11 protein-coding genes are annotated in these 13,632 nt (G+C 72.9%); 2 read left to right on the forward strand and 9 right to left on the reverse strand.

Annotated elements, in window-relative coordinates; genetic code table 11:
- The 4 genes from ACWGKQ_RS00245 to ACWGKQ_RS00260 all read right to left on the reverse strand — a co-directional run.
- Positions 1-1,959: DNA repair ATPase (locus ACWGKQ_RS00245; protein ID WP_453289588.1), on the reverse strand; the 1,959-nt coding region annotated here is incomplete at its 3' end.
- A gap of 95 nt (positions 1,960-2,054) precedes the next feature.
- The gene (locus ACWGKQ_RS00250) at positions 2,055-4,067 is read right to left on the reverse strand and encodes a flotillin family protein (protein WP_453289589.1); all 2,013 of its coding nucleotides are present in this window, start codon (positions 4,065-4,067) and stop codon (positions 2,055-2,057) included.
- Positions 4,068-4,157: 90 nt separating this feature from the next.
- Complete coding sequence (locus ACWGKQ_RS00255; protein WP_453289590.1) at positions 4,158-4,808, reverse strand: hypothetical protein; 651 nt, start codon at positions 4,806-4,808, stop codon at positions 4,158-4,160.
- Positions 4,809-5,029: 221 nt separating this feature from the next.
- Positions 5,030-5,614 (reverse strand): TerD family protein, encoded by a 585-nt coding sequence (locus ACWGKQ_RS00260; RefSeq protein ID WP_453289591.1) that lies wholly within the window; start codon positions 5,612-5,614, stop codon positions 5,030-5,032.
- A gap of 313 nt (positions 5,615-5,927) precedes the next feature.
- On the opposite strand from ACWGKQ_RS00260, the gene ACWGKQ_RS00265 reads away from it, so the two are divergent.
- Positions 5,928-7,220, forward strand: coding sequence for a serine/threonine-protein kinase (locus ACWGKQ_RS00265; protein ID WP_453289997.1), 1,293 nt, complete (start codon positions 5,928-5,930; stop codon positions 7,218-7,220).
- 98 nt (positions 7,221-7,318) lie between these two features.
- Here ACWGKQ_RS00265 and tatA read toward each other — a convergent pair whose 3' ends face one another.
- The 5 genes from tatA to ACWGKQ_RS00290 all read right to left on the reverse strand — a co-directional run bounded on the left by tatA (position 7,319) and on the right by ACWGKQ_RS00290 (position 13,023).
- Positions 7,319-7,597: a Sec-independent protein translocase subunit TatA gene (gene tatA / locus ACWGKQ_RS00270; protein WP_453289592.1), complete on the reverse strand. Its 279-nt coding sequence runs from the start codon at positions 7,595-7,597 to the stop codon at positions 7,319-7,321.
- A 151-nt stretch (positions 7,598-7,748) separates the two neighbouring features.
- Complete coding sequence (locus ACWGKQ_RS00275; RefSeq protein WP_453289593.1) at positions 7,749-9,452, reverse strand: LCP family protein; 1,704 nt, start codon at positions 9,450-9,452, stop codon at positions 7,749-7,751.
- Between the two features lie 204 nt (positions 9,453-9,656).
- A complete protein-coding gene (locus tag ACWGKQ_RS00280; protein WP_453289594.1) occupies positions 9,657-9,959 on the reverse strand; it encodes a hypothetical protein in 303 nt (100 codons plus the stop codon).
- 63 nt (positions 9,960-10,022) lie between these two features.
- Positions 10,023-12,668 (reverse strand): magnesium-translocating P-type ATPase, encoded by a 2,646-nt coding sequence (gene mgtA / locus ACWGKQ_RS00285; RefSeq protein WP_453289595.1) that lies wholly within the window; start codon positions 12,666-12,668, stop codon positions 10,023-10,025.
- Entirely contained in the window at positions 12,661-13,023 is a 363-nt protein-coding gene (locus tag ACWGKQ_RS00290; RefSeq protein WP_453289596.1) for an ArsR/SmtB family transcription factor, read from the reverse strand. Before ACWGKQ_RS00290 ends, mgtA begins: the two co-directional genes overlap by 8 nt.
- 243 nt (positions 13,024-13,266) lie before the next feature.
- On the opposite strand from ACWGKQ_RS00290, the gene ACWGKQ_RS00295 reads away from it, so the two are divergent.
- Positions 13,267-13,533: a GlsB/YeaQ/YmgE family stress response membrane protein gene (locus ACWGKQ_RS00295; protein ID WP_453289597.1), complete on the forward strand. Its 267-nt coding sequence runs from the start codon at positions 13,267-13,269 to the stop codon at positions 13,531-13,533.
- Positions 13,534-13,632: the final 99 nt, after the last annotated feature.

Here is a 13,632-nt window from a genome sequence, read left to right on the forward strand (position 1 = left end):
GGGGCGGGGGGCGGGGGCGGCGCCGGGGGGGGTGGGGGGGGCGGCGCGCGCGGGGCCGGGGGGGGGGGGGCCCTGCGCGCCGGTCCCGGGGGGGGCCCCCCGGGCCGCGGCGAGGGGGGCGGCGAAGGCGTCGGGACCGGCGAAGAAGGCGAAGGCACGCTCGGTCGCCGCCGTGAGCTCGGCGGCCAGGTCCGCCTCGACCCGGTCCAGTGCGGCCAGGTCGAGCTGGGGCAGTTCGCGCAGGGTGCGGGTACGGCCCTGGGCCCGGCGCAGTTCGGTGAGGAGTGCCGTCCAGGCGTCCGCGTCGGCGGGCGGTTCGCCGTGGGAGCGGCGGAGCAGCGCGGCGGCCTCCGCGGCCGCCTGGTCCAGCGCCTGTGCGGCGCGCCCGGCGAGTTGCCGGATCCTGGCCTGCTCGGCGACCAACTGCTCTGCGGCGGACCGCAGTTCGGTGAGTGGTTCGAGCAGGCCGGTGTCGGCGAGCCAGTAGTGGCGGTCCGTCGCCCTGGCGCAGGCGTCGAGGATCAGCTCCGGGGAGGCCGCCGTTCCGTTCTCCGGTACGGCGGCGGTCGCGCCGCGGACCACGTCCAGGCAGTCGGCGATGCCCGCGACCAGGTCGGCGTTGCCGATCCGCGCCAGCGGGCCGTCCCCGACCGGCTGGGCGGCGGCGTGGTCGGCGGACTGGAAAGGGGTCTGCCACAGCTGGAGTTCGTGCGTGCGCACGGGCTCGTGGTCCGGTTTGAGGAGGACGAGAGTGCCGTCCGGCAGCAGGGCGTAGGCCGCGCCGTGCAGGGCGCTCGCGGCCTCGCGGCGGACGGTGTTCCACGGCAGCAGCAGGACCTCGGCACGGCCCGGCCGGCTCAGGACGTAGAGCAGGTCCTCGCCGTTGGGCGAGGGAAGCACCGCGTCGAAGCGCAGCTCGTCCGCGGCGGACCGGTCGGCCACGGAACCGGCGCCCGCGCCGGCCGTACCGGACGCGCCGGACGCGCCACCCGCACCGGACGCGCCGCCCGCGCCGCTGCCGATGCCGCTGCCGATGCGGAAGGCCCGATGGCTGCCGTCCGCCAGTTCGTAGCCGCCGGGAAAGATCAGGCCCTGTTCGGCGGGCAGCAGCCTGGCACCGTGGCCGAGGGTGTCCTGGCGACGCACCGAACCGGTGCGGGTGTTGACGACCAGATAGCGGTCCGCCGGTTCGTTGTAGGGGCGGATCCGCAGGAGCAGCAGGGGGCCGGTCGCCGCGTAGGCGACGGTGGCGTCGGCGAGACTCTGCAGCGGCTCGTCGACCGCTTCCCGGAACAGCAGCCGGTCGCCGGGGTGCGCCCGGACCGTGAGGCTGCCGCCGGTGGTGGCGACCGAGACCGCGCCCGCGCCGCCTTCGATCAGGATCCCGCCGTCCGCGTGGTGCTCGCGTCCGGTCGTCGTCCACGGCAGCTCGGAGACGGGCGGCTGTGGCAGGTCGCGTTCACCGTGGTTGCCCAGGTACTCGACCCGGTCCGCCGCCAACTGCCAGCTCAGGACCCGCAGATCGCCCTCGTTCCCGCCGGTGCGGAACACGGCGAGCAGCCGCCCCGACGCCGTACTCCGCAGGTCGGTGAGGCGGGCGTCCCGGTAGTAGCGCAGCAGTTCGGCCAGGTCGCGGTGGAACCGCTCGTCGTCGAGCAGGCCGGGGACCTTCTCGGGTCCCAGGGGCGAGCCGTCCAGGGTGTGCAGCGACAGCAGGCCGGCGCCGAGGTCGGGTGCGGAGGTCCCGAGCAGGAGGACGTCGGGCCGTACGGCGACCACGCCGCATGCGGTGGCCGCGCCGTCGGTGCGGGGGCGGGCCGAGCCCGCGAGCTCCAGCGGGCGGGAGCCGAAGGCGTCCTGCCGACGAGCGTTGAGCTCGGCGGCTCGTCGGCCGAGTTCCGCGGCGCGGTCGGCGAGCCGTTGCCGCAGGATCTGGTAGGTGCCGTCCTCGACGCCCATGGTTGCTTTCCGTTCCTCCTGGCCGCGTTGCGCCGTCGGTCGTCTGCTGCGCCGTCGTGGCTGGTCGCGCAGTTCCCCGCGCCCCTTCGGGGGCGCTACTTCGTCGTACCGTTGGCGAGCCGTACGGGGTCCGCACTCTCCTGGCCGCCCAGCAGCTTCATCAGCAGGGCCAGGTTCCACGGGCCGCCTGCCGCCAGTGAGCGCAGTACCTCCGTCGCGTCGCCGCTGAAGCTCTTCTCGCCGTTCAGCCACTCCGCCCCGAGCGCCTGCACCGTCTCCGAGCCCTGCACCGCGCCGTCGATGGCCTTGCCGAAGGACACCGCGCCGACCAGCCGCTCCAGGAACACGCTGTCGCCGCCGACGATGTCGATGTCCGCGCTCTCCAGTCCGGCGGCCAGTACCGCCGCCTGGGCCTCGGCCACCTTGCTCTGGACCTCCAGCGCGGCCATCCGGACCTCCTTGTCCGCGGCCAGCCGCAGCCGGAACTCCTCGTGGGCCCGGGACACCTCGTCCAGCGCGGCCATCGCCGCCGCCTTCTCCTTGAGACCGGCGGCCTCGCCGAGCAGCCGCTCCCGGATGCCCGCCGCCTCCGCGTTCGCCTTGCTCTGAGCGACCGCGGCCTCGGCGAGCCCGACCTTCTCGACGGCCTCCGCCTTCTCCTTCAGGCCCGCGGCCTCGCCCTCAAGCCGGGCCCGCACACCGGCCGCCTCGGCCATGGCCTGCCGCTCCGCCACCTCGGCCTGGGCCAGCCCGGCCGCCCCGGCCAGGGCGCGCTCGCCCTCCGCCCGGCGCACGTTGGCGGCGGCCTCCAGCTCCGCGCGCTTCTGCCCGGCCTCGGCCAGCACCAGCTGCTCCTTGGCCCGCAGGTGCGCGGCCTGCTCGGCGGCCTCGGCCGCCTTGATGTCCTTGACCAGCTGCTCCTGCGCCTCCGCCTCGGCGGCGATGATCACGGTCTGCCGGGTGCGCTCGGCCTCCTGGACCACCCGGACCCGCTTGATCTCCTCTTCCTGTTCCGCGACCGTGCGGTCCACCGCGATGCGCTCGCGCACCACGTCGGCCACGCTCCGGCGCTCCACCTCGACCTGCTTCTCCTTCTCCGCCCTGGCGAGCTCCACCTCCCGCTCCCGGTTGACGACCTCCAGCAGCCGGTCCTTCTCGATGCGCTCGCTCTCCACCGCGAGCACCCGCTCCCGGTTCTTCTCGGCGACCGCGATCTCCCGCACCTGGTTCTCCCGCTGCACGCCGAGCAGTTCCTCGGTCCGCAGCAGCGCGCTGTGCGCCTTGAGCCGCTCCTCCTCCTGGACCTGCGCGGTGGCGGCCTCCTCCTGCGCGCGCAGGGTCTCGATCCCCTTGCGCTGCCGGATCTCCGCCTCCGCGCGCCGCCGTTCCAGCTCCAGGACGGCCTCGCGCGCGTCCACGTCCTGGCGGGTGATCTCCATCTCCTCGTTGCGCTGGAAGTCGTTGGTGCGGATGTGCTCCAGCGCCGTCAGTTCGGTGATCTTCCGGATGCCCTGGGCGTCCAGGATGTTGGACGCGTCGAGCTGCTCCAGCGGGGTCTGTTCGAGGTGGTCGATCGCGGCGTCCTCCAGGTGGTAGCCGTTCAGGTCGGTACCGATGGCGGCGACGATGCGGTCCCTGAACTCCTCGCGCTTGGTGTAGAGGTCGGCGAAGTCGAGCTGCTTGCCCACCGTCCGCAGCGCCTCGGCGAACTTCGCGCTGAACAGGTTCTGGAGGGTCTCCTGGTGGCTGGCCCGCTCGGTGCCGATCGCCTGGGCGACCTTGACGACGTCCTCCACCGTCTTGTTGACCCGGACGAAGAACGTGATCTGAATGTCGGCGCGGATGTTGTCCTTGCAGATCATGCCCTCCCGCCCGGTGCGGATGATCTCGATGGTCTTCACCGAGATGTCCATGACCTCCGCCCGGTGCAGCATCGGCAGCACCAGGGCACCGGTGAAGGTGACGTCGACGCTCTTGGGCCGGGAGACGATCAGCGCCTCGCCCTGGACGACCTTGCGGAACAGCCGGCCGAAGAGCAGCAGCGTGCCCAGACCGATGAGCAGCAGGACGGCGACGAGTACGCCGATTCCGATGGTGACGACAGACATGGCTGTTCCCTTGGACGACCTTGCCGTGAATGGATGAGTGAACGCGGGGCGTGCGGAACGCCGGACGGACGACGAGGGGGTGGTGTCGCGTCAGCCGGTAGCCGGCACGGCGGGCATGACCCAGAAGTACTCGCCCGCGTCGTCGTAGTCGTAGATGAGTGCCGACGCCCCGGCGCGGAGCAGGCCGCCAGGACCGGCCGCGTCGTCGAGGCTCTGCCGGACCTGTACGACCGCGGAGGAGCCGTCGGCCGCACGGACCTCGGCCTGTCCGAAGTCGGGGCCGACCCGGCCGGTGCGGATCACGCAGCCGAGGCCGACGAAGTCCCGGCGGGACGGCGGCGGGGCCGGGGCCGGCATCAGCCGCCGCAGCGGCCATGCCAGCACCCGCGCTCCCGCCCAGCCGCCGACCAGGGCGGCCGGCAGCAGGACTCCCCCGTGGCCGCCGCCGAACACGACCCGGCCGCTCAGCGCGCTGAACCAGGCGAAGGCGACCACCAGCGACACCGCCACGGTGATCGGCACCCCGCCGAGACCCAGCACCCTCTGCAGCCCCCCGTGGCCATGGCGTCCCCCGCCGTGCCCATGTCCGTGGCCGTGGCCGTGCCCGTGGTGTCCTCCGCGCGCCCCGTGGAAGTGGGCGCCCCCCAGGAGCACCAGCAGCCAGTAGACCGCCACCACGACCAGCGCGAAGGTGAAGACCACGGTCGGAAACGCCGTGACCGCCCCCAGAAAGTCCCCCACCGAACTCGCCCGCCTCTGCAGATCCCCCGGCGGCCACGCTTCGTGTGCCGCATGCGCAAGGGTGACACCGCGGTAACGACCGCGCAGTGCATGATCCCGGAAGTCTCGGCGGCCCATTCATGTCCCGGATCAGCTCACAGATCCTGATGACGTGAGCCCGGGAGACGGCGGGAAGACGGGGAGGCGGGGAGGGCCGGAAGACGGGGAGGCGGGGAGACGTCCTACATGCTGGCGGCGAAGCGCATCAGGGCGTGCTCGTCGCCCTGCTTGATCTTTCCCGTCACGTTGATCACCTCCAGCTTCCAGCTGCCGCCGACCCGCAGTGCCTTGGCCACGGCGCAGCCGTTGTCCTGGGTGAGCAGGCTCGGCCATATGTCGGCGACCTGCTGGGAGCTGCCGCCGGTGGCGTCGTAGACCTTGAAGCTGATGTTGCGTGCCTTCTGGAAGGAGCTGCCCTTCTTGTAGGCGGCGGCGACGAACACGATCGACGTGATGTTGGACGGGACCCGGGCGAACTCGACGGTCACCGTCTCGTCGTCACCGTCCCCGCGCCCGGACTGGTTGTCGCCGCTGTGGACCAGGGAGCCGTTCCCCATCGGGTCGAGGGAGTCGAGGCCCGCGAGGCGTACCGGGTCCCCGCCCTGCATGGCGATGGCGATCAGGTCGAGGTCGGTGCCGGACTTGCGGCGGAGCACGCCCATCACCCCGCCGCTGCTGCCGGCGGTGGGGTCCCAGGACACCCCGATGGACAGGTGGGTCACTCCGTCCAGGTCCGCCGGACCGTCTTCCTTGGTGAGCGTGATCATGTGTGGGCCGGCCTCTCGTCAGGGAACACAGTCGGGAACAGGTGAGGGAACAGGTGAGGGACCACGTGAGGGAGCATGTGGGGAATCACGTGGGAGAACACCACAGGCAGAGTGTGCCTGGCCGCCTCGCGGTTCCACGAGACGGGTCCCACGGAGCGATATCCGGGCCGGGTCAGTCGGTCCTTCATGGCCGGCCGCCGGCGTCCCGCCAGTAGGCTGGGGAAGCTGCGGCATCGCCATCAACATCCCTTCACTCAGGGGGACATGGCCGACAGCGGTCGAATCGTCTTACTGCGTGAGGATGAAGCAACAGGTGCTGATAGCGGGCCGGTACCGGCTGATGACCGCCATCGGGCGAGGCGCGATGGGAGAGGTCTGGCGGGCGTACGACGAGATGCTCGGCAGACCCGTGGCGGTCAAGCTGCTGCTCGCCCAGAACGCCGACCCCACCGCCGCCGCCCGCTTCCGTCTGGAGGCCCAGACCGCGGGCCGGCTGCGCCACCCCCATGTGGTCGGCGTCGTCGACTTCGGCGAGCAGGAGGGCCGGCTGTTCCTGGTGATGGAGCTGGTCGAGGGCGACAGTCTGCACCGGGTGCTCGCCCAGGCGGGGTCCCTGCCGGCCGAGGAGGTCGCCCTCATCGCCGCCCAGGCGGCCGCCGGGCTCGCCGTCGCCCACGAACAGGGCATCGTGCACCGGGACATCAAGCCCGGCAACCTTCTCCTCGACGCCGTCGGTTCGGTGAAGATCGGTGACTTCGGTATCGCGCGCTTCATGGACGACCCGGGCGGCGCGCTCACCGCGACCGGCCAGATCGTCGGGACCAGCCTGTACATCGCTCCCGAGCGAGCCCTCGGCAAGCCCGCCGGACCGCCGTCCGACGTCTACTCGCTCGGCTGTGTGCTCTACCAGCTGCTCACCGGACGCACGCCGTTCAACGCCGACAGCCCCATCGCCGTCCTCCACCACCACCTCGACACGCCCCCCGTGCCGCCGCGGCAGCTGGGCGTCCAGCTGCCGCCCGCCTTCGAGAACTACCTGCTCGGCCTCCTCGCCAAGCGGCCCGAGGACCGCCCCACGGCACGTCAGACGGCCGAGTGGTTCGCCGCGGGCGCCTGGCGGGGGCGCCCCGAGCCGCTCCCGGCGGCCGCACCGCGCCCCGGCCCGGAGCCGCGTGCGGCCGTCCCGGGGGGACCGGCGGGGACACGGTCCGGTACGAACGTGCCCGCCGGCTCCGTGACCACGTACGCCTTCCCGTCCGCCGCCGCCGGCAGCGCTCCGGCCCACCGGAACCGGCGCCGTCAGCGTCCGGGCGGCCGCACCGTCTCCGCCCGCCGCTCGCGGACGGTGAGCGCGGTCGCCGCAGTGGTGATCTTCCTCGGGGCGCTGCTGCTCGGCATCGCGTGGTTCTCCCCCGACCACAGCTCGGCCGACACCCCGCCGACGGACCAGCAGCACAGCACGAGCCCGGCCCCGGCCTCGTCCTCCGCCGTGAACCCGCCGTCGACCGGTGGCGCGGAGCCCCGGATCGGCAAGGACGACGGCCCGGGCAGGCAACAGGGCACCCCGAAGGGGAAGAACAAGCGCGGCGGCGACAAGAAGGACTGAGCCCCAAGAAGGACCGAGTCCACCGAGTCCGCGTGACAGCACCCGCCGGAGTCCCGGCAGGCGGCGGATTGTTCGACCCGGCGAGCCCCCCGGCCGCCTCAGTGGGCGGTGTTCTCCTCGGAGACCGTGCGGGTCGAGGTGGCGTCGGCCGGGGTGGGCTGGATGACCCGTGCGGCCGGCTGCTCGGCGGCGGTCTCGGCGTCGGCGGCGGGCTGCGGGGAGCCGTCGTCCTTCATCGCCTTGGCCTCGCTCTTGAGGATCCGCATCGACTTGCCGAGGCCACGAGCGGCCTCCGGCAGCTTCTTCGACCCGAACAGCAGAATGATGACGATCGCGACCAGCAGCAGGTGCCACGGTTCCAGTCCGTTGCGGAGCATCCCGCCCACCCTTTCCACACGCCGGGCAGCGGCACCCGCGGACCGCGCCCGCACCTGCTGCCATGATTGCTACATTGCGCAACTGTACAACCCGAGCCGCCGGCCGCCAGCCCCCTCCACCGGATTCCACCGCGGTGGCCCGGTGCCCGCCTCACTCGTCGGAGTCGGGCTTGCTGGTCGCCGCCGCGTAGGCCTGGGCCGGCGTCATCGCGACCCCGTTGAGGCTGACCGTCTTGTAGGGGCTGACCTTGGCGCAGGTCTTGGAGTCGTCGGCGGTGGAGGCGTTGGCGTTGGTGGTGGCGGCCTTGGTGTCGCCCGAGCTGGCCGGGTAGGAGGTGCCGCTCGTCCAGTCGCCGCCGATCACCAGGGTCACGCCGGTGCCGCTGCCCGACTTGAGATGCGAGCTGGGCAGGTCGAGGGCCTTGGCGACGGTCTGCGCCTCGGCCTTCTCGCCGCTGCCGTAGGTCAGGGTGGTCGTGGTCGCGGAGCTCGGGGCGTTGCCCGTGGTCGTACCGGAGCTGAAGCCGTGGTTGACGAGCGCCGTCGCGATGGCGGAGGCGCGGCCCGTGACGGTGGTGCCGTTCTCGACGGTCACGGCGATCTGGGACGCGGGGACGGTCGCGGTGGGCGTCGGTTTCGCACTGGCCGTCGCCGAGGCCGCCGACGACTTCTTGCCCGTGCCGGTGGTCAGCGACTGGTCGTCGGCGATGGTGGCGAACAGGTCCTTGGCGCCCTCGCCCACCACCACGCGGTTGCTGTTCTGCGGGTCGGGCGCGGTCTGCATGGTCGTGAAGGTCATCCGCTTGGTGGGGACCTTGTTCACGTCGGCCGCCAGCGAGATCAGCTTCTTGACGGTGCCGAGGCCGTCGTCCACGGTCAGCGCCTTGGTGGCGGCGTCCGCGAGGCTGTAGACCGCGGCGGGGTCGGTGAGGGTGCCCGCACTCTTGAACTTGCGGATCATCGCGCTGAGGAAGATGTGCTGGGAGACGGTACGGCCGAGGTCGCTGCCGTCGCCGAAGCCGTGCCGGGAGCGGACGAACTCCAGCGCGGCCTGCCCCTTGAGGGTGTGGCTGCCCTTGGACAGCTTCAGGTGCGAGTAGGTGTCGTACACGTTGGAGCTCACGCACACCGAGACACCGCCGACCGCGTCGGACATCTTGACCACACCGGAGAAGTCCAGCTTGACGAAGTGATCGATGGGGATGCCGGTGAGCTGGTGCACGGTGGCGACCTGGCAGGCCGGCCCGTACTGGAGGGCGCTGTTGACCTGGCCGTAGTAGCCGGACGTGGCGGTGTTGTCCTCGGTGTTCTTGCAGGCGGGGACGTCGACCATGGTGTCGCGGGGGATGCTCATGACCGTCGCGTTGGAGCGGTCGGCGGATATGTGGACGACCATCTCCACGTCCGCGTTGCCGTACCCGCTCTGCACCCCGGTCTGGGAACAGCCGCCGCCGAGCTTGCAGTCGGTCTTGCTGGTCCGCGCGTCCGAGCCCATCACCAGGATGTTGATCGGCGTCCGGCCGAAGGCGTCGGCCTTCTCCGTGCCGCCCTTGCCGTCCAGGGCGACGCTGTTGATGTTGCCGTTGAGGTGCTGGTAGAACCACCAGCCGGCGCCGGCCGTGACCAGGACCAGGACGGCCGTGCACAGGCCGAGGATCTTCATGACCCGCTTGCCGCGGCCCGCCGGTCTGGCCCGCCGGGAGCCCCTGCTACCCCGGGTCCTGGCCGCCTGCCGGGCGGCGGCCCGGCCGCCCGCCGGGCGCATCTCGTCGGCCGCGGCCCTACGCTGCCCGGGCACCCGGTCGGTACGGCTGCGCGTGGCCTGCCCGGCCGGGCCGCCCCAGGGGTCGCTCATCTTGCACTCCCACGAAGAAACGTTCGGGCGCCGGGATGCGTGGCTGCGAAATCTAACAAAGCCATGGCCCATGCAGCACAGATCCTCATGCAATTCACAGCCGGAGATCCGCCACACCCCGCGGCCTCAGCCCCAGGACACATCTCACGGCCTCAGCCACAGGACACATCTCGCAGCCTCGGCCTCAGGACACATCTCACGGCCTCAGCCCCCGGACCGCCCGTACCGGGCGATGATCCAGGCGGCACCGTGCTCGGCCAGCGCCCGCCGCCGACCGCGACGCGAGCGCCGTACGCCGGTGGCAGGGGACGGCGCCTGCGCCGGTGCGTCCGCCAGAGCGGCGAGCCTGCGTGCGGCCCGGGCCAGCTCCGCCTGTAATCGCCGGCGGCTGTCCGCGGTGCCCGCCCGCAGCAACGCCGAGTAGAGCCCCTCGACCTCGGCCAGCGCGGCCCCGATCCGCAGATTCGTGTCCCGCCCGGCCCGACCGCCCCCGCCTGGCATGGCCATTCGCCCTCCCCGAGCCGGGACCGTTCCCGGCGCTTCCATTATTGCGCAATGCGGCAAGTGAATTCAGCCGTCGGCCCGCGCGGACCGCCGTCGTTCGTAGCGGGCTCTGGCGGCGATGACCGCGGCGGCGTAGAGCGCGAGGACGGCGGTGAGCAGCAGGTAGTACGCCGGGGAGAGGGTCGTCAGGCCGAGCGGCGGCCCCAGCGGCGAGGGCGGCAGCAGCAGTCCCACGGCGGCCAGCGCGGCCGCGGCCCAGGCGACGGAACCGGGTCTGCGCCCTCGCGCCCACAGGCGGCCCTCGCGCAGCAGCAGCATCACCAGGGCCTGGGTGAGCAGGTTCTCGGTGAACCAGCCCGAATGGAAGATGGCCTCGTCGTCCCCGGTGCCGGGGCCGTGCAGGGCGAGGGCGAGGACGCCGAAGGTGGCGAGGTCGGCGACCGCGTTGAGCAGTCCGAAGCCGGTGATGAAGCGGAGCAGTTCGCGGGGCCTCAGCACGGTCGGGCGGACCAGCACGGAGGGGTGCGGGCGGTCGTGGACGTAGGCCAGCTGGGCCGCGTCGAAGCACAGGTTCTGGATCAGGACCTGCGCCGGGAGCATCGGCAGGAAGGGCAGGAGCAGGCCCGCGGAGAGCATGGCGATCACGTTGCCGAGGTTGGAGGAGAGCGTGATGCGCAGGTAGGTGGCGATGTTGCCGCCGGCGTACCGGCCGGCCGCGATGGCGTGGGCGACGGCGGTGAGGTCCTTCTCGGCGAGTACCACGTCGGCGGCCTCACGGGTCACGTCGGCGGCGCCCCGCGGGGCGATCCCGACGTCGGCGGCGCGCACCGCGGGCAGGTCGTTGACGCCGTCCCCGAGGAAGCCGACGGTGTGCCCGGCGCCGCGCAGTGCCTCGGTGATCCTGGCCTTGTGATCCGGGGTGCAGCGGGCGAAGACGGTCGTACGGCGGACGAGTGCGGGCAGTTCGGCGTCGCTCACGCCGTCGATGCGGTCGGCGGTGAGCAGTCCGTTCGCGCCGACGGGAAGGCCCAGGTCGCGGCAGGCGCGGGCGGCGGTGCCCGGGTGGTCACCGGTGAGGATCTTGACGGTGACCCCCTGGCCGGCCAGGACGGCGAGCGCGTCGGCGGCGGTGGGCGCGAGGGCGTCCCGGAGGGTGACCAGGCCGCGGAAGGTGAGGCCGCGTTCGTCGGCCGGGGTGTACTCCCGGGCGCGTGCCGGGCGTTCGGCGGTGGCGACCGCCAGGACCCGCAGGCCGTCGGCGGCGGCCCCGGCGGCGAGCCCGCGCAGCCGCTCGCGCTCGCCCGCGCCCTCGTCCCCGTCGAGCCGGCAGCGGTCGAGGACGGCTTCGACGTCCCCCTTCACGACCAGGGTGTGGCTGCCGAGCCGGCCCGGGGTGCGGACCACCGCGGTGGCCAGCCGGCGTACCGGGTCGAAGGGAACGACCGCCGTCCCGTCGTACGCCGTCAGCGCGTCCTCGTCGGCCGCGTCGAGGAGCGCCTCGTCGAGGGCGTCGGGTTCCGGCAGTTCGGCGAGTTGCAGGGTCCACCAGGCGTTGACGGCGGCCCAGTGCAGGACCTCGGGGTCGTCCCGGCCGTCCGGGCCGAGGGCGCCGGCGACGAGCGGCCGGTCCTGGGTGAGGGTGCCGGTCTTGTCCACGCACAGCAGGTCCACGGCCCCGATGTCGTGCAGCGCGGGCAGCCGCTTGACGATCACCCCGTGGGTGCGGGCCAGCAGGGCGGCGCCGCGGGCCAGGCAGGTGGTGACGAGGACCGGCAGCGTCTCCGGGGTCAGCCCGACCGCCACCGCGACGGCGAACGGCAGCGTCTCCAGGCCGCGGCCGCGCAGCGCGGCGTTGCTCATCAGCACCAGCGGCGGGGTGAGCAGCATGAACCGGATCAGGATCCAGGAGACGCCGTGCACGGAACGGTCGAAGGCGCTGTCCCGGGGCCGGTCCGCGCCGCGCCCGTGGCCGGCGGCCAGCAGGGTCCGGGCACCGGTCGCGGTGACGACCGCGGTGGCGCTGCCGGAGGCGACGCTGCTGCCCTGGAAGCAGGACTGCGGCTGCCCGGACCCGCCGGTTCCCGGCACGCGGTCGTCCTCGGCGCGCTTGGGGACCGGGGCGGACTCCCCGGTCAGCGCGGACTGGTGCACGGTCAGGCCGCTCGACCGCAGCAGCCGTACGTCGGCCGGGACCAGGTCGCCCGGCCCCAGGCGCAGCACGTCGCCGGGGACCAGTTCGTCCACCGGGATCTCGCGCGCCGTCGGCGCCGCGTCCTCGTCGGCGCGCCGCAGCACGGTGGCGGTGGTGGCGACCAGCTCGCGCAGGGCAGCCGTGGAGCGGTCGGCCCGGTGCTCCCCGGACGCCCGCAGCACGCAGCTGACCACGACCAGGAGCAGGATCACGGTGGCGGTGCCCCAGGCGAACACGGCCGCCGACACCAGGCCGAGGCAGGCGAGCACCGCCGTGAACGGGTCGCGCAGACTGCGGACGAACAGGCGGGGCCAGGAAGGTTCGCGCCGCTGCGGAAGCGTGTTCCCGCCCCAGCGGGCCAGCCGCTGCCCGGCCTCGGCCTCCGTCAGTCCGCGCGGGCCGCTGTCCAGGGAGCGCAGCACTTCCAGCACGGTGGGTGCGGAGCGGCTCGCCCCGGGTCTCCCGGCCGTGGGATCGGGCGTCCCGGCATCCGGTCCCGAGGCCGCGGTGGTCTCAGCCACCGGTCCCGTGCAGCCGGTGCACCGACGCGCCGGCCTGGTGCGAACGCGCGGTCAGCTGCCCCACCATCACCCGCACCACCGTCACGATGTCGGGATCGTCGACGAAGTAGACATGCCTGCGCCCCTCCCGCCGGGAACGCACCAGCCCCGCGAGCTTGAGCTTGGTCAGATGCTGGCTCACCGCGGGCAGCGCACCACCCACCCGGTCCGCGAGATGCGTGACATCGCTCTCGCCCTGCGCCAGCGCCCACATCAGATGCAGCCGCGCCGACGACGCGAGCAGCCCGAACACGGCAGCCGCCTCCGTCAGCACCTCGACGGAGGGATCCTCCAAGCCACCGGCGTTCTCCGCCACAGTCCTCTCCCGTCCCGCCCACGCTCACAGCACCCGCGCCCGCGCCGACCCAGTCTAGGGGCCGGGGCAGAGACCCGGACGCTGACGGAACGGCACCCCTCCGCTTCCAGAGTTGCGCAATGTCTTAATCAAGCAACAGAACCTCGACGACCGTGCGGCAACCGCCCATCGGCCCTCGTCACGGCGCCGGGAGCGTCCATACGCTGGGCGGACGATCAATCCGCACTTCTGGAGGACTACACCGTGGGCATCGTCGCCTGGATCATCCTCGGCCTGTTCGCCGGAGGAATCGCCAAGATCCTGCTGCCCGGCCGCGACCCGGGCGGTCTGATAGGCACCACCATCATCGGCGTCGCGGGCGCCTTCGTGGGCGGCTGGCTCTCCGCCCGCTTCCTCGACCGCCCGGTGCAGAATCATTTCTTCGACCTCTACACCTGGGGCTCCGCGATCGCCGGCTCCCTGGTCCTGCTGATCGGCTACCGCGTACTGTTCGGCAACTCCCGCGACTGACGGGGGCACCGGCGACGCCGGTCGGGGTGAGCGGGGTCATGGGGATACCGCCGTCGCAGCGGGCAGCGTGGTTCGCGGACACCTCCGGGTCGAAGACCG

The organism is Streptomyces sp. NPDC054770, from assembly GCF_053611985.1.

Coding starts and splice junctions, on each gene's coding strand:
- ACWGKQ_RS00250 (WP_453289589.1), bottom strand. CDS start 4,067: ATGTCTGTCGTCACCATCGGAATCGGCGTACTCGTCGCCGTCCTGCTG.
- ACWGKQ_RS00260 (WP_453289591.1), bottom strand. CDS start 5,614: ATGATCACGCTCACCAAGGAAGACGGTCCGGCGGACCTGGACGGAGTG.
- tatA (WP_453289592.1), bottom strand. CDS start 7,597: ATGCTCCGCAACGGACTGGAACCGTGGCACCTGCTGCTGGTCGCGATC.
- ACWGKQ_RS00275 (WP_453289593.1), bottom strand. CDS start 9,452: ATGAGCGACCCCTGGGGCGGCCCGGCCGGGCAGGCCACGCGCAGCCGT.
- ACWGKQ_RS00280 (WP_453289594.1), bottom strand. CDS start 9,959: ATGGCCATGCCAGGCGGGGGCGGTCGGGCCGGGCGGGACACGAATCTG.